At 71.7% G+C, this 19764-nt stretch carries 15 protein-coding genes; 5 read left to right on the top strand and 10 right to left on the bottom strand.

What is annotated here, in order from left to right; all coding sequences use genetic code 11:
- Positions 1-37: 37 nt before the first annotated feature.
- The 4 genes from JK363_RS09170 to JK363_RS09155 are packed head-to-tail and all read left to right on the top strand — an operon-like array spanning position 38 to position 5823.
- Entirely contained in the window at positions 38-1201 is a 1164-nt protein-coding gene (locus JK363_RS09170) for an aromatic ring-hydroxylating oxygenase subunit alpha (RefSeq protein ID WP_201873653.1), read from the top strand.
- Complete coding sequence (locus JK363_RS09165; RefSeq protein ID WP_201873651.1) at positions 1198-2664, top strand: aldehyde dehydrogenase family protein; 1467 nt, start codon at positions 1198-1200, stop codon at positions 2662-2664. Before JK363_RS09170 ends, JK363_RS09165 begins: the two co-directional genes overlap by 4 nt.
- Positions 2665-2679: 15 nt before the next feature.
- The gene (locus JK363_RS09160) at positions 2680-4224 is read left to right on the top strand and encodes an APC family permease (protein ID WP_201873642.1); all 1545 of its coding nucleotides are present in this window, start codon (positions 2680-2682) and stop codon (positions 4222-4224) included.
- Between the two features lie 51 nt (positions 4225-4275).
- Positions 4276-5823 carry a GMC family oxidoreductase gene (locus tag JK363_RS09155; RefSeq protein WP_201873770.1) on the top strand — a complete coding sequence of 516 codons (1548 nt, stop codon included), beginning with the start codon at positions 4276-4278 and terminating at the stop codon, positions 5821-5823.
- A gap of 254 nt (positions 5824-6077) precedes the next feature.
- Here the strand turns inward: JK363_RS09155 and JK363_RS09150 are convergent, their stop codons facing one another.
- From JK363_RS09150 to JK363_RS09140, 3 genes are all read right to left on the bottom strand, one after another.
- Positions 6078-6494, bottom strand: a complete 417-nt coding sequence (locus JK363_RS09150; protein ID WP_201873639.1) for a hypothetical protein — start codon at positions 6492-6494, stop codon at positions 6078-6080.
- Positions 6495-6691: 197 nt separating this feature from the next.
- Positions 6692-6931, bottom strand: coding sequence for a DUF7848 domain-containing protein (locus JK363_RS09145; RefSeq protein ID WP_201873637.1), 240 nt, complete (start codon positions 6929-6931; stop codon positions 6692-6694).
- Positions 6932-7239: 308 nt separating this feature from the next.
- Complete coding sequence (locus JK363_RS09140) at positions 7240-7422, bottom strand: hypothetical protein (protein ID WP_201873635.1); 183 nt, start codon at positions 7420-7422, stop codon at positions 7240-7242.
- Positions 7423-8053: 631 nt separating this feature from the next.
- On the opposite strand from JK363_RS09140, the gene JK363_RS43725 reads away from it, so the two are divergent.
- Complete coding sequence (locus JK363_RS43725; protein ID WP_268981015.1) at positions 8054-8188, top strand: hypothetical protein; 135 nt, start codon at positions 8054-8056, stop codon at positions 8186-8188.
- Between the two features lie 49 nt (positions 8189-8237).
- Here the strand turns inward: JK363_RS43725 and JK363_RS09135 are convergent, their stop codons facing one another.
- From JK363_RS09135 to JK363_RS09105, 7 genes are all read right to left on the bottom strand, one after another.
- On the bottom strand, positions 8238-13703 hold the full coding sequence (locus tag JK363_RS09135) for a hypothetical protein (protein WP_201873633.1): 5466 nt from the start codon (positions 13701-13703) through the stop codon (positions 8238-8240).
- An 84-nt stretch (positions 13704-13787) separates the two neighbouring features.
- Positions 13788-14681 carry a hypothetical protein gene (locus tag JK363_RS09130; RefSeq protein ID WP_201873631.1) on the bottom strand — a complete coding sequence of 298 codons (894 nt, stop codon included), beginning with the start codon at positions 14679-14681 and terminating at the stop codon, positions 13788-13790.
- A gap of 73 nt (positions 14682-14754) precedes the next feature.
- Positions 14755-16296, bottom strand: a complete 1542-nt coding sequence (locus JK363_RS09125) for a hypothetical protein (RefSeq protein ID WP_201873629.1) — start codon at positions 16294-16296, stop codon at positions 14755-14757.
- A 217-nt stretch (positions 16297-16513) separates the two neighbouring features.
- Positions 16514-17158 carry a pyroglutamyl-peptidase I gene (gene pcp, locus JK363_RS09120; protein WP_201873627.1) on the bottom strand — a complete coding sequence of 215 codons (645 nt, stop codon included), beginning with the start codon at positions 17156-17158 and terminating at the stop codon, positions 16514-16516.
- 47 nt (positions 17159-17205) lie between these two features.
- A complete protein-coding gene (locus tag JK363_RS09115; protein ID WP_201873619.1) occupies positions 17206-18174 on the bottom strand; it encodes a DUF979 domain-containing protein in 969 nt (322 codons plus the stop codon).
- The gene (locus JK363_RS09110; protein ID WP_201873617.1) at positions 18171-18893 is read right to left on the bottom strand and encodes a DUF969 domain-containing protein; all 723 of its coding nucleotides are present in this window, start codon (positions 18891-18893) and stop codon (positions 18171-18173) included. Before JK363_RS09110 ends, JK363_RS09115 begins: the two co-directional genes overlap by 4 nt.
- 156 nt (positions 18894-19049) lie before the next feature.
- Positions 19050-19721: a GntR family transcriptional regulator gene (locus JK363_RS09105; protein ID WP_201873769.1), complete on the bottom strand. Its 672-nt coding sequence runs from the start codon at positions 19719-19721 to the stop codon at positions 19050-19052.
- Between the last annotated feature and the right edge of the window lie 43 nt (positions 19722-19764).

The raw sequence follows: 19764 nt of genomic DNA, 5'->3' as shown, positions 1-19764 counted from the left end.
CCGCGGCCGACCGCCGCGCACGCCTGAGGAGAACCCCATGACTGTGGCTCCCGAATCCCCCGCCGCCACATCCCCCAGTCTGATCACCACTCTCCCCGGCCACTGGTACACCTCTCCCGGCATCTTCCGCCAGGAGCAGGAGCACCTGTTCGAGGCCCTGTGGTACTGCGCCGTGCGCAGCGCCGATCTGGACCGGCCCGGAGCGTTCCGCACCGTGCAGGTCGGCCGGGAGAGCGTGCTGATCACCCGGAACCGCCGTGGTGAGCTGCGTGCGTTCCTCAACGTCTGCCGCCATCGCGGCGCCCGGCTGTGCACCGAGGAGTCCGGCACCGTGCGGCGCTCGCTCCAGTGCCCGTACCACGCCTGGACCTACGACCTGGACGGCAAACTCACCGCCGCCCCCAACCTCCAGAAGATGCCCGACATCGACCGGGTCGAGCGCGGGCTGATCCCGGTGGCCCTGCGCGAATGGCTCGGCTACGCCTGGGTGTGCCTGGCCGACGAACCACCCTCCTTCGAGGAGACGGTGATCGGGTCGGTGGCCGAACGCCTGGGCGAGGCCGAGGCGGTGGAGCGCTACGACGTGGCGGCGCTGGCCCTGGGCCGTCGGATCAGCTACGACATCCGGGCCAACTGGAAGCTGATCGTCGAGAACTTCATGGAGTGCTACCACTGCGCGACGATCCACCCGGAACTGACCGAGGTGCTCCCGGAGTTCGCGGACGGTCTGGCCGCGCAGTACTTCGTCGGCCACGGCGCGGAGTTCGCCGCGGAGGCCGAGGGCTTCACGGTGGACGGCAGCGCGGGCTTCGACCGGTTCGCCGGAATCGCCGAGGAGCAGGACCGCCGCTACTACGCGATCACGGTGCGCCCTCAGGTGTTCATCAACCTGGTGCCCGACCATGTGATCGTCCACCGGATGTTCCCGCTCGCCGCCGATCGCACCCTGGTGGAGTGCGACTGGCTCTACGCACCGGACGTCGTGGCCGCCGCCTCCGACCGAGATCTGTCGAAGTCGGTCGAGCTGTTTCACCGCGTCAACACCCAGGACTTCGACGCCTGTGAGCGCACCCAGCCCGCCATGGACTCGCGGGCGTACCGGCGCGGCGGAGTGCTCGTCCCCAGCGAGCACCACATCGGCGCGTTCCACCAGTGGGTGACCGACCATGTCCCGACCCCGACAGCGGAGGAATGCCCGTGACTGATCTCTTCATCGGTGGCCAGTGGACCGAAGCGATCGACCAGCGGACCAGGGAGATCCGGTGCCCCGCCGACGGCTCGCTGGTGGCGGTCGTCGACGAGGGCGGTGCCAAGGACGCGGCCGAGGCGGTGGCCGCCGCCCGGCAGGCGTTCGACCAGGGGCCGTGGCCCCACACCCCGGCGGCCGCCCGCGGCGATCTGCTGCTGCGTGTGGCGGATCTGCTGGAGCGGGACAAGGCCGGACTCGCCCGCGCCGAGTCCCTGGACACCGGCAAACGGCTGGCGGAGAGCGAGATCGACATCGACGATGTCGCGGCCTGTTTCCGCTACTTCGGCACGCTGGTGCGCACCGAGGTGGACCGGGAGGTGGACACGGGTCTGGAGCACGCCGTCAGCCGGGTGGTCCATGAGCCGGTCGGGGTCTGCGCCCTGATCACCCCGTGGAACTATCCGCTGCTGCAGACCTCGTGGAAGGTGGCGCCCGCGCTCGCCGCGGGCAACACCTTCGTCCTCAAGCCCAGTGAGCTGACGCCGAGTACGGCCATCGCCCTGATACGGCTGCTTCAGGAGGCGGGACTGCCGGGCGGAGTGGCCAATCTGGTGCTGGGCCCGGGGCCCGAGGCCGGGGCGCCGCTGACCGACAACCCCGATGTGGACATGGTGTCCTTCACCGGGGGGCTGCGGACCGGGCGGCGGATCATGGCCGCCGCGTCCGGCACGGTGAAGCGGACCTCGCTGGAGCTGGGCGGCAAGAACCCCAATGTGGTCTTCGCCGACGCGGACTTCGAGACGGCCGTGGACTACGCGCTCACCGCGGTCTTCCTGCACTCCGGACAGGTCTGCTCGGCCGGTGCCCGGCTGCTGGTGGAGGACTCGCTGCACGACGCCTTCGTCGACGAGGTGGTGCGCCGCGCGAAGGCGATCCGGCTGGGCGGTCCGTTCGACGCAGGGGCCCGGACGGGTCCGCTGATCTCGGCCGCGCACCGGGCCAAGGTCGAGGCGTATGTGGCGGCCGGGATCGCGGAGGGGGCGCGGCTGCGCTGCGGTGGGGCCCGGCCGGAGGACCCGGCTCTGGCGGACGGCTTCTACTATCTGCCGACCGTGTTGGACGACTGCCACAGCGGTATGTCGGTACTGGCCGACGAGTCCTTCGGGCCGGTGCTCACGGTGGAACGTTTCGCCTCCGAGGACGAGGCGGTACGGCTGGCCAACGACACCATCTACGGACTCGCGGGTGCGGTGTGGTCCGGCGACGAGGGGCGGGCCCAGCGGGTCGCGTCCCGGCTGCGGCTGGGCACCGTATGGATCAACGACTACCACCCCTATCTGCCGCAGGCGGAGTGGGGCGGGTTCAAACAGTCGGGGGCCGGACGGGAGTTGGGGCCCAGTGGTCTCGCGGAGTACCGCGAGACCAAGCACATCTGGCGCAACACCCGTCCCCGTCCCCAGGGCTGGTTCGCCTGACATTGGAGTCCGTTCATGTCCCCTTCCCAGGACGACGCCGAACTCGCGGAGTTCGGCTACCGTCCCGAACTGAAGAGAACGCTCGGCAACTTCCACACCTTCGCCGCCGGGATCAGCTACATCTCCATCCTCACCGGCACCTTCCAGCTCTTCTACTTCGGCTACGGCCAGGGCGGGCCCGCCTACTGGTGGTCCTGGCCGATGGTCTTCGCCGGACAGCTCATGGTGGCGCTCTGCTTCGCCGAGCTGGCCGCCCGCTATCCGGTCGCGGGCTCGGTCTACAACTGGTCCAAACGGCTGGGCAACGCCCATGTGGGCTGGCTGGCCGGGTGGATGATGCTGGTCGCCTCGATCGTCTCGCTGGCCGCGGTGGCCCTGGCCTACCAGCTGACGCTGCCGCAGATCTCCTCGTCGTTCCAGTTCATCGGGGACGGCAGCGGGCAGTACGACACCGCGACCAACGCGGTGCTGCTGGCCGCGGTGCTCATCCTCTTCACCACCCTGGTCAACGCCTTCGGGGTCAAGCTGATGGCCCGGATCAACACCGCGGGTGTCTTCCTCGAACTCATCGCCACCGTGGTGCTGATCGTGCTGTTCGCCGTCCATGTGGTGCGCGGCCCGGAGGTGGTCACCGAAACCGCGCACACCGGCTCCGGCCAGAGCCTGGGCTATCTGGGCGCCTTCCTCACCGCTTCACTGGCCTCCGCGTATGTGATGTACGGCTTCGACACCGCCGCCTCGCTCGGTGAAGAGTCCCTGGACCCCTCGCGCAACGCGCCCCGCGCGATCCTGCGCGCGCTCATCGCCTCGTTCGTGCTCGGCGGGCTGATCCTGCTGCTGGCGCTGATGAGCGTGGGCAGTCTGACCGGTGAGGGGCTGTCCACCGACGGACTCCAGTACATCGTGCTCGACGTCCTGGGCTCGACGGTCGGCAAGGCGATGCTGTGGTGTGTGCTGATCGCGGTGACCGTGTGCGCCCTGGCCGTGCACACCGCCGCCGTCCGGCTGGCGTTCGCGATGGCGCGGGACAACAACCTGCCCGCCGCCTCGCTGATGGCCCGGGTCAGCCCGCGGTTCAAGACCCCGGTGCTGCCCGCGGTGATCGTGGGGGTGCTCTCCCTTTGCGTCCTGGCCGTCAACATCCGCCAGCCGCAGATCTTCTCGGTGGTGACCAGCATCGGCATCATCATGATCTACCTGGCCTATCTGCTGGTGACCCTGCCGATGCTGGTGGCGCGGTTGCGCGGGCGGTGGACCCCGGCGGGCGAGGGGCGGTTCTCCCTCGGCCGGTTCGGACTGCCGGTCAATCTGCTCGCGGTGATCTGGGGCGCGGGGATGATGCTCAACCTCGCCTGGCCGCGGGACGCGGTCTACAACGCGGCTCCCCCGCACCACTGGTATCTGCGCTGGGGCGCGTTCCTCTTCGTGGGCACCGTCGCGCTCGGCGGCTTCGCCTACTACTGGTTCGTCCAGCGCCACCGCACGGGCGTACTGGCCGAGCACGCGGCCGTGGACGACTCCGAGCCGTCCGCCACCCCGGTCCCCGCCATCAGCGACTGAACGGAACGGTAAGGAGGAGAAGGCATGGAAGGCATGGAAGGCATGAAAGGCATGGACGAGTTCGACTATGTGGTCGTCGGCGGCGGTACGGCAGGCAATGTGGTCGCCGCGCGGCTGAGCGAGGACCCTTCGGTCACGGTGTGCCTCCTGGAGGCGGGCCCCTCCGACGTCGGCGACGACAACGTACTGCGGCTGGACCGCTGGATGGGGCTGATGGAGTCCGGCTACGACTGGGACTATCCAGTGGAGCCGCAGGAGTCCGGCAACAGCTTTATGCGGCACGCCCGCGCCAAGGTGCTCGGCGGCTGTTCCTCGCACAACTCCTGTATCGCCTTCTGGGCACCGGCCGAGGACCTGGACGAGTGGGCGGCGGGCGGCTGTACGGGGTGGAGCTCGCCGGAAACGTTCCCGCTCTATCGCCGTCTGGAGACCAACGACGCGCCCGGCGACCACCACGGCCGCGGCGGTCCGGTCACCATCCGCACCGTACCGCCCAAGGACCCCTGCGGGGCGGCGTTGCTGGAGGCATGCGCGGAGGCGGGCATCCCCACCGCCCCGTTCAACACCGGCACCACGGTGGTCCGCGGCGCCCACTGGTTCCAGATCAACTCCGATGAGAACAACACCCGTCAGTCCTCCTCCGTCGCCTATCTCCATCCGATCATGGGGAAGCGGCCCAATCTGGAGATCCGCACCGGGGTGCAGGCGAAGCGGCTGGTGCTGGAGGAGAACCGGCGCTGCACGGGCGTCGACTGCCTCTCCCCCGATCTGATCCACACCCTCCGGGTGCGGGCACGGCGGGAGGTGATCGTCTCCTGCGGCGCCATCGACTCCCCGAAGCTGCTGATGCTCTCCGGGATCGGACCGGCGGACCATCTGCGCGCGTTCGGCATCGAGGTGGCCGTGGACGCGCCGGGCGTGGGAGAGAACCTCCAGGACCACCCGGAGGGCGTGATCATGTGGGAAGCGAAGCAGCCCATGGTCACCAGCTCCACCCAGTGGTGGGAGATCGGCATCTTCGCGGACACCGAACCGGGCCTGAACCGGCCGGACCTGATGTTCCACTACGGCTCGGTGCCGTTCGACCTGAACACCTACCGGCGGGGCTATCCGACCTCGGAGAACGCCTTCTGCCTCACCCCCAATGTGACGCGCGCCCGGTCCACCGGCACGGTCCGGCTGCGCACCCGCGACTTCCGCGACAAACCCCGGGTGGACCCGCGTTACTTCACCGATGAGCACGACATCCGCGTCATGACGTACGGGCTGCGGCTGGCCCGGAAGATCGCGGCCCGGCCCGCGCTGGCCGAGTGGGCGGGCGCCGAACTCGCCCCGGGTCCGGAGGTGACCACCGACGAGGAGCTGTTCGGCTATATCCGCGACACCCACAACACCGTCTACCACCCGGCGTGCACGGTGAAGATGGGAGCCCCGGGCGACCCCTCGGCACCGCTCGACCCCCAGCTGCGGGTGAAGGGGGTGACCGGACTACGGGTCTGTGACGGCTCGGTGATGCCGCATCTGGTCGCGGTCAACCCGTGCATCACCACGATGATGATCGGCGAGAAGTGCGCCGAGATGATCAAGCAGGGGGTCTAGGTTCCGTCGTCAAAGGGGGCGTCCGGCCGCGAGCGGCGTCTGGTGCGGTGACTCGCAAGGCGGAGGGTCGCGTGATGCGTACTTGCGTACCGAGCATCGTAGCTGGTCAGCGGGCAGAAGACAGCCCCGCCCATACGCAACGGGGGCGTACGCACAGACGGGGCAGCCGACGCACTGAGCCTTGCTTGAGCCGTCCTCAGCGGGTCGGGGGCACTCGTTCGGGACCGCAGCGGCTATGCCGAACGCCAGGACTGCTAGTTGCGCTTCCTGGTGAGCCGCGCGATCAATCCGGCGTTTTCCGCAAAGACCCTGCGGCTGAAGGCTTCCAGCTCAGGGTCACGCACCTTCCACGAGTGTTCGCGGGCATGGTCCAGGTAGAGCGTGCACGCGTCGTCCCCGTCCGGGCTGCCGGGGATCCCGCACCATGTCAGGGACTCGAACCGCATCGTTCCGTCCGGTGTCCAGCGCGCCCACAGTCCTTCTCGCGGCTTGTGCTTTTCCCAGTCCCATACGAAGGCGGCGTGTCCGTCTTCGTGCCAGACGCCAAGCTCACACCGGACCGTGTCGGGGGCATAGGCAAGGTCGCTGTCGGTGACCCGCTTCTGTCCGGCGAGTATGGCTATCAACAGTTCGGTGAGCGGCACTTCGGCCGTGGCCGTGCACTGACGCATAGGGGTACTTCCGTTTGTCGTAGGGAAGCCCCGTCCGCGCGCCACGGGGGCAGCACACGGACGGGGCGGCCGACTCGCTGAGCCGTCTTGCTCGCCGTCACTCAGCGGGCCGGGGGTTTCACGCGTGGGCCAGGCACGCAGGGCAGGTGACGGCGCGCTGCCACTCGTAATTTCCCGTTCAAGCGTCTTCCGGTCCTTCATTGCCACGCTCCCGCCTCGAAATGGTACGGGCGTGTGATGTGCTCCCGGTACTCCAGATGGTCAGGGTTGGCCTTGAGGTGCTTTGCAGCCCACGCCGTACCCTCTTCGGACTCTTCTGTCGTCGGCCCGCTCTCGTCGCACGTCTTGCATTGCATGGTGGACATGATCGGTTCCGATTCCGGCCGGAGATCGGGCCGGATCGTAAATTCGCGGAAACGGTAGGTGGCTCGAGTCATGCCCGACCCCTTCCGGCGCGAACGCTCCTCTTGTTGTGGTCGGGGTGCCGCTTCAGCAACACGTCGCAGTCGGTGACCTTGCTCATGTACCGCGCTTTACGCGCCGCTTGCTTCTCGCGCTCAAGGCGGGCGCACTCCGCACAGTTGGTCGTCATGACGCGCCCACCGCGCGCCGTGCTTCTTCCAGCCGTCGCGCTATCGGGCATGACTGCTCGGGCGTGCAGGTCTCGCACTCTGCCCTGTGCATGAGATACGCCGACTGAAGCTGTTCACGGTCAGCGGTACGAGGGTGTTCGGAGACTTCGCGCTCAGGCACGGCAGACCACCGCCGGGCGAAGATCTTCGGGGCGTGCCTGCCATTCCTTGCCCCCGTGCCGGGGCCTGAGCATGGCGTACGGTCCGCCCCGGCCCATGTAGACCCCCAGGCGGTCGGTGGCCGTATCTCTCACCAGCGTCCCCACGTTCGGGTGACCGTGGCTAATCTTGCTCACGGCTGCCTGTCCTTTCTCTCTGGTGTGCAGGTGGCCCGCGCCCCCGGACGTTCGCCCGTCGCGGGGGCACCCTGCTGGGCGCGTTGCACGTGTCCCATGAGCTTCGAGGCAGCCGATCCCCGACAGAACCGTGAACGGGGAACCCCGCAAGCGACTTTGGGGAACCCCGTTACAGAGAACTTACGCGCCTGTTCCGCCCACATTTTGAAACCTAGTGTCGCGAGCCATATCGATATCGATTTTTCGCGTTGGGCTGCTGCCCACATGAGCAGGTAGCGCAGGTACACGCTGTCCGCATCAGCTGGGAATGGCTCGCTTCCTTCCCACGCCCGGAAATCCGTGGTGAAAATCCGCGCTGCCTCAGGATGCTCCGAGAGCACCGCCAACACGTCTGAACGGTCCGGAGCATCGACCGTCAGCAGTGCGGCAATACGACTCTCTACGGTCCCCGTGACGCGTCGGCGTCCTCTCCTCTGCGCCATGGTTCAGCGCACCCCCCCCAACGGGCTCGTGCCATAGCGCGGGCAGCCGTTGAACGGTCGGTGCCGCTCATGCTTGCTCCCGCCGTTTCCGCATCGGGTAGTACCGTCTTGATGACTGCCCCGGCACCCCGACCGTCACCGTGGCCACCGTGGGCGGTCTGGCGACGGTCACCCAGCCGTACGCCACCACCTCCGGCAGCCCGTACACCATCACCGCCAACTACAACGGCGACGTCAACTACGCGGCCTCCGCGGGCAGCACCACGCAGCAGGTGACCAACTAGCCGGCAGGAGGGCCGAAGCGGCGCGCGGGGCCCTGTCCGCCGCATCGGCTCATTCCTTCGGATCGGCGGTGTCCGCGGGCCCGGCGGTCTCCGGCCGCTTGTACATCCGGGTGGCCGTGATCTGGCCATGCACCTGCTCGCCCTCGGGGTCACGCTCGGGCAGACCCGGCCGCAGATGCTCCTCGACGCTGATGTACTTCAGCCCGGCCCGCAGATCCGCGTCATTGCGCAACCGGATCACCAGCGGGAATTCGGCCAGCGCCGTGGTGTCGAACAGGCCCGTGGTGTACAGCAGCTGTACACCCAGGGCGTCCGCGACCGCCCGCTGGAGCTCCAGCAGATAGGTGGCGTTGGCCCGGCCGATGGGGTTGTCGAGAAAGAGCGTGCCCGCGTGGCGGTGCTTGTCCCGGCCGCGGTCATTGCTGCGCAGCGCGGCCATGGTGCAGTACAGGGCGATCGCGGCGGTCAGCAGCTGACCGCCGGAGAACACATCGCCCATCTGCCCGACCGGCACCCGCTCGGCCCGCAGCACCGCGTCCGGCTTGAGGATCTCGACCGCCACACCGCGCGGCTGGAGCGCCGCCTGAACTCCGCGCAGGAGGAGGGACATTCCGTCCCGGCGCAGATCGGAGTTCTTCTTCACGGCGGAGCGGGTGGCCTCGTCGATGACCTCGCCCAGCCGCTCCGTCAGCGTCGCCTGGTCCGGGTCGTCGAAGCGGATCCGCAGGAACTCCTGGCCCGACCACTCGCCGAGGCCCTCCGGGAGCCGGGAGAGCCGCTGGGCCGAACGCAGCGTGGCCAGACAGGATTCGACCAGGCCGCGCAGCCGGTCGACGATGCTGTCGCGGTTGCGCTCCAGCTGCTCCAGCTCGTCGGTCAGCACCCGCAACCGGGGGGCGAACGCCTCGGCCCAGGCCGCGGCGTGCTCGGGCAGGGCCGCCGCGGGCAGTTCCCGGATCTGCTGGCGGGCCGGGGTGCGCACCTGCTCGTAGCGGGTGGAGTTGGCGTGCCGGACGAGGACGTCGCTCGCCTCCCGGACGGCCGACTCGGCCTGCGAGAGATCGGCCGCGCAGCCGCGCAGCGAGCGGCGCGTCTCGGTCGCCGCCTGGCGGGCCTCGGTGAGGTCCCCGGTGTACGGCTCGGGGCGCTCCCCCTCGTCCTCGCCCGAGCCCGGTCCGTCGCGCAGCAGGTCCCGCAGCAGCGCGGCGGTCTCGTCGAAGCCACCCGCGGCGTCCTCGGCGGCGCGGTGGGAGCGCAGCAGCTCGGCGTGGACGGTGCGGGCGGTGTCCAGCGCGTCGGTACGGGCGGCCAGTTCGGTGGTGGCGGTGCGCAGCAGCTCCTTGGCCCGCTCGGCGTCGGCCGGGACCATCTCCTCGGGCAGCTCGGTGTGCGCGTCGCCGTCGTCGGCGGGCGCGAGCCGCTCGGCATCGCCACGCAGCCGTCCCAGCTGCTCGCTCGCCGCCGACGCGCGCGTCTCCAGCATCTGGACCAGCGATTCGGCGCGGGCCGCGGCGGCCTGGCGGGAGGGGCCGTCGGCGCCGTCGGTGCCCTCCAGAAGCTGCGCGGCGCGGGTGCGGACCTTGTTGGTGAGCCGGTCGAGGGCGGCGAGAGCCGCGCTCTCGTCGCTTTCGGCGCGGGCCTGTTCGGCGCGGAGGTCGGCGCCCACGCCGACCTTCTCGTACACCTGGGAGGCGGCGCGGTACGCCTCGCGGAGCGCGGGCAGCGAGGCGGTGGGCGGTTCGGTGTCCTCGCCGAGGTCGTCGGGCGCGCCCGCGATCTCGGCCCGCTCGGCGCGCAGGGCGCGGGCGGTACGGCGCGCGTCGTCGGCCGCGCGCTGGGCCGCGCGCCGGTCCTCGTCGGCCGCGCGGGCCCGGTCCACACAGGCGTCGGCCCGCTCCTCCGACTCGGCGGCCTCGTCGGCCAGTTCGCGCAGCCGGGTCTGCCAGGCGGCGCGTCGGCGCAGCCGGTGCGCCAGACCGGCCAGCGCGTCGGCCACGCGGCGGGCGCGCTGGGCCGCCTCCTGCCGCTCGTCGCGGACCCGGGCCGCCTCGGTGGCGGCCTCGTCGGCCTCGGCACGGGTCGTCCGTAGCTCCACCAGCTCCCGCTGTGCGGTGTCGGCGGACTCCCGCGCCTCCTCGGCCGCGGCCGCCAGCTCGGCGAGCCGCCCCTGCGGGCAGCCGGTGCGCCAGGACGCGAGCCGCGCCGACAGCGCACGGTCCCCCGCCAGCCGGGCGGCGAGCGCTCGAATCTCCTCGTCCCGCGCGGTGGCGCGGGCGCGCAGCTCCCGCCGCTCGTCGTCGGCGGCGCGCTCATCGTGCATCGCCGGGTTCGGCGGCACCAGGAACACTCCGCTGTCCTGTGCCCCCGGCGCGGGCGTCGGCGCGAGCAGCGCGGCGGCGGTGCCGACGGCCACGGCGGACCGCGGCAGCAGCGACGCCTGTCCCAGCACCTCGCGGGCGCGGGCGTGGGTGTCCGGGTCGGTGATCACCACACCGTCCACCAGCTCGGGGCGGGCCGCGAGTACGGCGGCGTGGTCGACGGGGTCGACGGCCTGGGCGAGATAACGCCACCCGGGGAGCGCCGGAATGCCGTGCTCACCGAGGAACTCGACGGCCGCCAGCACATCCGGGCTGGGCGGCAGCAGCCCGCCGTCGCCGAGCGCGCCGAGGATCCGTGAGTCATCGGCGGCGGCGGTGCGCAGCTCGAACAGCTGCCGCTCGGCGGACGCGACGCCCTCGTCGAGCAGCTCGCGCAACGCCTCGGCGTTCCGGTCCAGCTCCTCGGCGGTCAGCGGCCCTTCGGGGCGCGGCAGTGCGGGCGCGGGCCGCTCCTGCCGCGGGCGCGGAGCGTCCGCGGCGTCCTCCCCCAGCTCGGGATCCCAGCAGTCGGCGTCGTCGGCGGAGGTGTCGGGCGTATCGGGGTTCTCGTCGTCTGCGGACTCCTGACCGTCGGCTCGGGGTGCGGGCGGCGGTACGGAACCGGAGCCGGAGTCGGACGTCTGCCGCTCGGTCCCGCCCTCGACATCGGCCGAAACCCGCCCGGTCGGCCGCGACTCGGCGGCCACCGCACGACGGCGACGGCGCTGCTCGCCCTCGCCCCCGTCCCGCTCCTCGGCCTCGTTCCCGTTCTCGACCCGGACGGTCACCCGCGCGGGCGGAACGGACTCCGCCGCCAGGGTGCGGCTGCCGCCCTCCCTCTGAGCGGGAGGGCGGCCCTCGTGGCCCCATGAGTCGGCCTCCGGGGCGGACGTCCCGGCCGGGTGGGCGGCAGCATGGGCACGGGGGCCGCCCGGATCCGTGCGGTCCGCGCCGTCCGTGCCCGACGGGCCGCTGTCCTGGCCGGTTCCGGCCGCACGGGCGTGCTGGTCATCGACGTCCCGTCCCCCGGCCGGGGTCAGGTCCGGAGCCATCGGATCCACCGTCGCGGTGGGGACGTCACCGTCCGGATGCACGCCACGGTCGGTCGGCCCACCCGTCCCCGGCGCCTTCACGCCGCCCTCGTCCTCGGCGTAGGTGGGGGACTCGGCGCGGAAGGCGTCCGGGAGTTGGGCAAGCCCCAGCATGTCGTCCGCGTCGGGATCGTCGACCGGGACCGTGATCCACCCGGCCCGGCCGGAGTCGGCGGCCAGCGGGCGGTGGGTGCCGCGGGGTGCGGGGACGGGGGCCGACGGCTGGGGCAGGCCGAGCAGATCGACCAGGCGCTGTTCGGCGCCGAGCGCCTCCGCCGTACGCCGCTCCCCCTCGTACGCCGACTCCGCGGCCCGCGCCGCGTCCGCCGCGCGCGCGGCGGCCAGTTCGGCGCGGGCCTGTTCGGCGGCGGCCGACCTGGCCTGGTCGGCGGTGCGGCGAGCCGTCTCACGGGCGGCGTCCCAGGCCGCGGCCGCGGTCTTCTCCGCGTCGCTCGCGGCGAGCGCGGCGCGGGCCGGGTCGGCGTCCGGGGCGGAGTCGTCGAGCCATCCGGCCCGCACGGCCTCGGCGGTCTCCTGCTCGACCTCGGCGAGCCGCTGCCGCAGATGCTCCGCGTCGCTGCGGGCGCGCTGGGCCGCGGTGGCGGCGGAGGTGGCGTCGCGGTGGGCGGACTCGCCGGTCTCCTGGAGGGCGGCGGAGCGCTCCTCCTCCTCGTTGGCCACCCGTTCGCCGTCCTCGGCCGCCGCGTGCAGGGCGCGTACGAGGTCGGCCGCGGCCTTCGCGCGGGCGGCGAGGGCGGGGGCGGCGTCCCGCTCGGCCTCGCGGATGGCGGCGGCCACGCGCGCGGAGCGGTCGGCGGCGGCGCGATGGCGCAGCACCGTCTCGGCGGCCTGCCAGGCGGAGTGCAGAGTGCGGGCGTCGTTCAGCTCCCGGCGCTGCGCGGCGGCGCCCTTCTCGGCGGCGGCCAGCGCCAACGAGGCGTGGCGGTAAGCGAGTTCGGCCGCGACGAGGTCGCTGCGGCCGCGCGCCGTCTCGGCCTCGGTGACGGCGTGTGCGGCGGAGGCCACCTGCTGGGCCAGCTCGGCGGCGCGGCCACGCTCCTCCGCGCCCCGCGCGGAGAGGCGCCGGGCGAGCGTACGGGTGCGGCGCTCGGCGCCCGCATGCACACCGCGCGCCTGCTCACGGCGGTCTGCGGCCTCCGCGATCCGCGAGAGCAGATCCAGCGAACCAGCGGTGAAGTCCCGTTCGGCCATCAGCTCAGCGCGGCGGCCCAGCTTGTGCGCGAAGCCGTGGACAAGATCGGCGAGCCCGTCGGTGTCGCGGGTGTCGGTGACGGCGCGCAGCAGCAGATCGGTGAAGTCGGAGTCGTTCTTGACAGCGAAGAGCCCGGCCGCCTCGCCCTCGTCGGCGTTCATCTCCCGCTGGTAGCGGAAGAGTTCGGGGTCCAGACCGAGGTCGCCGAGGTGTTCGTTCCAGCGCTCGTGGATCTCCACCCAGACCGCGTCCAGATGCGGATACGCCTTGCCCGCCTCGGTGAGCGCGTCGCGGAACCCCTTCATGGTGCGGCGGCGGCCGCGGGCGGTGGAGGCGCCCTCGGCGACGGGCCGCACCGCGGCGGACTCGGCGACGGGCAGCGAGTCCAGGCTGAGTCCGGGGCCGGGCCGGAAGGAGTACCACGCCTCGGCGAACTTGCGCGGATCGTTGGAGACCTGACGGCCGCGCCACTCGCTGACCTTGCCGACCACGACGGTCTCACCGGTGACGGTGTGCTGCCACTCCAGGGCGACATGGCCGCAGTCGTCGGCGAGCAGGAACTTGCGCAGCACACCGGAGCTGGCGCCGCCGAGGGTGTTGCGGTGGCCCGGCAGCATCACCGAGAAGATCAGCTTGAGCAGGACGGACTTACCGCCGCCGTTCTCCAGGAAAAGCACGCCCGCGGGGGCCGGGCGCCGGGGCGGGCCGACCGGCTCCTCCTCGAAGAACTCCGCCTGGGTGGGCGCGGGGCTGGGCACCGGCTCGCCGACTCCGCGCAGGTCCAGCACGGTGTCGGCATAACGCGCACCGGCCGGCCCGATGGAGTAGAGGCGGACCCGGGACAGCTCGTACATGGCGGCAGGACTCTCGTTGTCGTCAGGGTGGCGGGTGGATCGTCAGTCGTCAGTCGTCAGTCGTCAGTCGTCAGTCGTCAGTCGTCAGGAATGGAACGGCAGACCGGCGTCCGCGACGAGGTCGAGGTCGTCGGTGTCATCGGGCGGCAGCAGGGTCGCGCTCCCGTCGCCGACGGGCACGACGCCCAGCTCCAGCAACTCGGTCATGGCGGCACCGGCCGCCATGTCGCGCACCTGGAGCTGGTAGCGGGCGGTGGTGCGGTACGCGCCCCCGGCGTCGTCCCCGGTGCGCTGGAGGAAACCGGAGTCGACGAGGAAGGCCACGGCCTTGCCGACGATGCCGGTGGTCGAACCGGCCAGTCTGCGCGCGTCCTTGGTGGCGCCGGTGGCGCTGCGCCGCGCGTACACCCGCCAGGCGGCCTCCAGGCCGGGCGCGTCGGTGGCGGGATCGGTGTTGTCGCCCTGCTCCTCGGCCCGCTCCTCCAGACGGCGGCACGCCTGGCGGACGAAGGCATCGACCCCGTTGACGGTGATCCGGCCGATGTAGCCGTCGTCGGCGAGGTCCTCGGGGCGGGGGAAGGCCAGGGCGGCGACGGCGAGATGGGCGAGGCCGTGCAGAAAGCGGTCGGCGGAGTCGGTGTTGGCGCGGCGGGCGTAGTCGCCCATGCGGACGGCGAAGACGGAGTCCTCGGCGGCGGTGACGGCCATCCCGGCGCGGGCGGACACCTCCAGCACGATCAGGCCGAGTCCGGCGGCGACGGCGTCGGTGAGCCGGGCGAAGGCCGGTTCGTCGCGGTGGCGGCGGAGCAGCTCGGCGTACTCGACGTCGCGCGCGGGCAGCAGCTTGGGCTGGAGCCCGAAGGCCACCAGCCGCGCGGCGTCGGCCGCGTCGGCGGGGGTGACCCCGCCCGGCGCGCCGCCGGGCGCCGGTGCGGGGTCCGGCTGCGCCGCCTCGTCGAGGGCGTCGTACTCGGTCACGGGTGAAGCTCCTTGCGCGGGGCGTACTCACGGTTGACGAAGGACACGGCGGCCCGTCGGGCGTCGCGCGGCATCAGGCCACCTCCGCCCGGTCCGCGGCCATACCGGCGGCGTCCAGCAGAGCCGTGCCGACGATGAGGTCGGCGCCGCCGAACTCCGGGTCGTCCAGCTCGGTGCCGTCGTCGACGGCGAAGAGCAGGCGCTGCTCGCCCTGGCGGTACGCGGTGCCGACCGGAGGACTCGCGGCGTGCACGGCCAGGAGGGCGATGAGGTACGGGAGGTCGGCGTCGCGGCGGCGGGCGTCGGCGAGGAGGCCCGAGAGGCGGCGGGGGGCGTCGGCCGGGAGGTCGAGCAGCTCCATGGCCGTCGCGAGCTGTTCCTCGCTGAAGCGGCTGTCGTCGGGGGTGGCGATCAGATCGGGCTCGGGCATCTCCGCGCCGAGGTGCTCCCGCTCCACCGGCGGGGTGAGCAGCATCTCGACCAGGTCGCCCATCCGCACCGAGGTCGGGGTGCGCAGGCCCGCGCCGCGGGCGAAGAAGGCGTCGGTGACCCGGCCCGCGCGCTCCACGGGGAGCGGGAGCAGCGGGGCCAGCAACTGTCCGTAGAGGTCGAGTCCGGCGCGGGCGGCGGGCGTGGCGAACGCCTGGCGGTCCTGCTCGGCGCGGAACAGCGGCCCGGCCTCCAGCAGCCGGGACTGGAGCTGGGTGTGACGGCGGATGCAGTCCTTGACGATGTCGACCAGCTCGGCGGCGCGCCGCTTGTGCTCGGAGTCCCGTCCAGAAGCAGCCTCGTCGCGCGCCTTGCGGATGTTGGTGAGGATCGCGTTCTCGTGGCGGTAGCGGTCGGCGACGTGGTCGAGCGCCTCGTTGATCATCTCGGGGACGGTGCTCAGCCAGTCGACCGCGCGGACGTTGCGCCGGGTGGCGTCGAGGGTGCGGCGCAGGGTCTCCGAGTACTGGACGGTGCGGTAGCGGGCCTGCTCGGCGGCGAGTTGGGCGTCGGCGAGACGGCCGCGGCTGATCAGCACCTCCAACTTGACCTCGGCGGCGATCTGGGCGCTGGTGACATCCGTGTCGAGGGCGCCGACCAGAACGTTGACCGCCTCGTCGGTGGTGCGCAGATAGACGGTGCCGCCGGGTCCCGGCACCTCCTCGATCAGCTTGAAGTCGTAGTCACGCCGGACATATGCGCCGTCGGGGCCGAAAGTGCCGTAGACCGCCCGGAAGCCGCGGTCCACACTGCCGACGTTGATCAGGTTCTCCAGCACCCAGCGGGCGACGCGCTCGTGCTCGGCGGCGGGGCGCGGGGGAGCCTGGGCGGCGATCCGGGGCAGCAGCTTGGCCACTATCTGGTCGTGGTCGGCTCCGGTGTCGAAGTCCATGTGGAGCGTGACAAGGTCGATGGCGGCGAGGGCGACCTCGGCCATCGCGTACACCCCGTACTCCCCCGCCAGATTGGCCTTGCGCGCGTCGAGGTCATGCAGCGGCGCGGTGCACGCGAGCGCGCGCAGCCGCCGGGCCAGGCCCTCGTCGGCGGCCGGGCCCGGTGCCGGGCGAGCAGGCCCGGCATGGCCGTTGAGCTGGGGCGCAGCGACCCCGGGGGGTGGAGATGTCACGTCGCACAGAGTAGGCCGTCGCACCGACAACGGACGAAACGGCACGGAGATCCCGCTATGACGCGGAGATCCCCCGCCGGTTGCGTACGCGGGTGCACGCATGCATGCGCGTCCACGCGCGCGATACCGGCGCGTCTCCCGCGACTCACCGGCCCGTCAGTCTACGGCCCCGTGACCGGGTGGTCCGTCCTTGGACAGCCTGCGCAGCGCGGCGGGATCAATGGGTGGCTCCTTCGGAGATGCGCAGATCCGTCCCGGTGTGCGCCCCCGTGGTGACGAGGACGCGGAGCGCCTCGGCGGCCGTGGCGACGGGCAGCGACGGCTGGTCCCGGTCCACGACCTGTCCGGGGGCGTACGGGAGGTGGACGAAACCGCCGCGCATCGCCGGCCGCCGGGTGGCGATCAGATGCGCGAGTCCGTAGAAGACGTGATTGCACACGAAGGTGCCCGCGGTCTGCGACAGGGCGGCCGGGATCCCGGCCGCCCGCACCGCGGCAACACACGCCTTGACCGGCAGTGGCGCGAAGTAGGCGGCGGGGCCGCCCGCCACGACGGGTTCGTCGATCGGCTGCTGTCCGGCGTTGTCGGGTATGCGGGCGTCGTCGACGTTGATCGCGACCCGTTCGACGGTGATCCGGGAGCGGCCGCCCGCCTGCCCGACGCACAGCACCAGATCGGGGTCGGCCGCCTCCACCGCGGCGGCCAACTCCTCGAGAGCGGTGCCGAAGACACAGCTCAGCCGCGCGGTGATGAGATCCAGGCCGGGCGGCGGAGCGGCCGCGACCAGGGAGACGGCCTCCCACGACGGATTGACCTCCTCGCCCCCGAAGGGTTCAAAACCGGTGAGCAGCACCCGGGTCATCAGAACTCTCCCTGATCAGAAGGCGAACCGGTCAGAAGACGAACCGGTCAGAAGGCGAAGAGCGAGATGATGGCGATGTTGCAGACCAGCAGCGCACCGGCGGTGGGGATCTGTGCCTTGATGGGCCCGTACTGGTCCTTGAGTTCCAGCAGCGCGGCGGGCACCAGGTTGTAGTTGGCGGCCATGGGGGTCACCAGCGTTCCGCAGAAGCCCGCGAGCATGCCGACGGCGAGCACCACGGGCGCGTCCCCGTGCATCTGCTCGATGAGTACGGGCCAGCCGATGGCGGCGGTCATCACCGGGAAGGCCGCGAAGGCGTTGCCCATGATGGTGGTGAACAGGGCCATGCCGATGCAGTAGACGGCCACGGCGATGTACTTCTGGCCGTCCGGCAGCAGCTGTTCGGTGATCTTGCCGACCTGGTCGCCGACCCCGGCCACCTGGAAGATGGAGCCGAGTACGGCGAGCAGTTGGGGCAGCAGCAGCGCCCAGCCCATGGACTCCAGCAGCGACCGCCCGGCGTGCAGCGGCACGGCGGGCCTGCGCTCGCGGACCACGACCATGGCGACCAGCAGCCCCGCGACCGCGCCGAAGCCGAGGCCGAGGATGGTCTCGCTGCCTTCTTCGAGCACCGGGGTGCCGCCGATGTGCCAGTGCTTGACGGCCGAGGCGCAGATGACGGCGACCAGCGGGATGGTGAGCGCGGGGATGAACAGCCGGTTGCCGAGCCGGGCGGCGGAGGCGACACGCTGTTCGGTGGTGGTGGTCCGCGGGACCCCGCGTCCGGTGAGGTTCAAGCCGCCGAGGCAGACCATGGCGAGGACGGCGACGCCCAGCGGCTCGGCGGGGGCCTTCTTCTCGGTCACCCAGGAGCTGTAGAAGAAGCAGGCGCCCAGCAGTCCCCAGAAGGCGGCGGAGCCATGGCGCTTGGGATTGCTGCGGTCGAAGGCCATCTGTGCGGCCATCGCGAGGAAGACGGCTCCGACGAGCCAGAAGAACCACTCGGCCTTGATCACTTGGCCTCCTCCACGGCGCGGCTGCCCACGGCAGCGGACGGTCCGCCCGAGGCGGCGATCTGGCTCTCCAGCGAGCGGTCCAGGCGCAGCAGCCGGGAGCCGTGGATCAGGAAGGCGCAGACGGCGGTGGGGATGGCCCACAGCGCGAGCTGCAACGGTTCCAGGTGGGTGTGGTAGGTGGAGTTGACGAAGCCGGTGATCAGCAGGATCGAGCCGATGGCCAGGAAGCAGTCCTCGCCGAAGAACAGCCCGACGGTGTCGGAGCTGGCGGAGTAGGAGCGGATCCGCTCGCGCACCTTCTCCGGCAGCGGACCGTGGCGCCGCTCGGCGGCGCCTTCGGCCATCGGCGCGACCATGGGGCGCACGCTCTGGGCCGGGCCGCCGATGCTGATGAGGCCGAAGGCCGCGGTCAGCTGGCGCAGCGCCAGGTAGAGCGCGAGGAACCGGCCGGTGGTGAGCTTGCCCAGTTTGCCGATGAGGGTCCGGGCCTGCTCCTGGAGCCCGTGGCGCTCCAGGAGGCCGATGACCGGGAGGGTGATGACGAAGATCGTCACCGAGCGGCTGGAGGCGAAGCCGTTGCCGAAGGCCGCGAGGACCTCCTGGGGCGACAGCTTGCCCAGCAGCCCGGTGGCGATACCGGCGACCCCGACCACCAGCAGGGGATTGCGTCGAGTGGCGAATCCGAGGATCACCACCAGAACGCCAAGGAGAACGATCATGCGCCCCGCCTTCCGCGTGCAGGACCCCACGACGGCGTACGGAGCACGACGGCGTGAGGAGAACGCACCGGAGGCTAGATGTTCGTTCAACGATCCGACAAGAGTCTGAAGCCGACTTGTTCTCGTTCCGTCGGATCGTCCATGGCGGCGCAGGCCCTAGGCGCGGGCCACCTTCTGCGCGTAGGCCTCGACCAACTGCCGCTGGGAGTCGTCCAGATAGGAGGCGAGCAGCCGCTCGGCCTCCACCGCGTCCCCGGCCTGGAGCACCTCCAGGATCTGCCGGTTGCGGACCAGGTACGGCGCGTGGAAGCGGCGGGGGTCGGCCATCACATGGAAGACCAGCCGCAGCTCGGCCAGGACGGCGCGCATCAGCTCGTCGGCGCGCGGGCTGCCCGCGAGGCCGACGATCGCCTGGTGGAAGCGGATGTTGGCGGTGGACAGGTCCTGCCAGGACCGGTCCTGCACGGCGCGCTCACCGGCCGCCACCGCCGCCTCGACCGCCTCCAGCGGGTACGGCGGCTCCCCCAGACCGCGCAGCGTGGCGCATTCGACCAGCCTGCGCAGCCGGTAGAGGTCGTTGAGGTCGTCGACGGTCACCACCCGGACGAAGACCCCGCGGTTGAGCTCGTGCACCAGCAGCCGTTCATGGGTGAGCAGCCGGAACGCCTCGCGCAGGGTGTTGCGGGAGACGCCCAGGGCGCCCTTGACGCTGTCCTCGGACAGCCGGGTGCCGGGCGGGAAGAAGCCCTCGGCGATGCGGTCGCGGAGGATGTCCGCGACCCGCTCCGCGGTGCTGGTGCGGCCCAGCAGCGCCCGGTCGGCTTCCAGTCCCGGGACCCCGGAGCCCTCCGAGACGTCCGACGCCTGCGCA

This window comes from Streptomyces coffeae (assembly GCF_016741875.1).
Lineage (GTDB): Bacteria > Actinomycetota > Actinomycetes > Streptomycetales > Streptomycetaceae > Streptomyces > Streptomyces coffeae.
The sequence above is the reverse complement of the archived record's forward strand: the minus strand, read 5'-3'. Positions and strand labels throughout refer to the sequence as shown.

What these genes read in the sequence shown, in the direction of transcription:
- JK363_RS09170 (WP_201873653.1), top strand. Translation starts at nt 38, where the DNA reads ATGACTGTGGCTCCCGAATCCCCCGCCGCCACATCCCCCAGTCTGATC.
- JK363_RS09160 (WP_201873642.1), top strand. Translation starts at nt 2,680, where the DNA reads ATGTCCCCTTCCCAGGACGACGCCGAACTCGCGGAGTTCGGCTACCGT.
- JK363_RS09155 (WP_201873770.1), top strand. Translation starts at nt 4,276, where the DNA reads ATGGACGAGTTCGACTATGTGGTCGTCGGCGGCGGTACGGCAGGCAAT.
- JK363_RS09150 (WP_201873639.1), bottom strand. Translation starts at nt 6,494, where the DNA reads ATGCGTCAGTGCACGGCCACGGCCGAAGTGCCGCTCACCGAACTGTTG.
- JK363_RS09145 (WP_201873637.1), bottom strand. Translation starts at nt 6,931, where the DNA reads ATGACTCGAGCCACCTACCGTTTCCGCGAATTTACGATCCGGCCCGAT.
- JK363_RS09135 (WP_201873633.1), bottom strand. Translation starts at nt 13,703, where the DNA reads ATGTACGAGCTGTCCCGGGTCCGCCTCTACTCCATCGGGCCGGCCGGT.
- pcp (WP_201873627.1), bottom strand. Translation starts at nt 17,158, where the DNA reads ATGACCCGGGTGCTGCTCACCGGTTTTGAACCCTTCGGGGGCGAGGAG.
- JK363_RS09110 (WP_201873617.1), bottom strand. Translation starts at nt 18,893, where the DNA reads ATGATCGTTCTCCTTGGCGTTCTGGTGGTGATCCTCGGATTCGCCACT.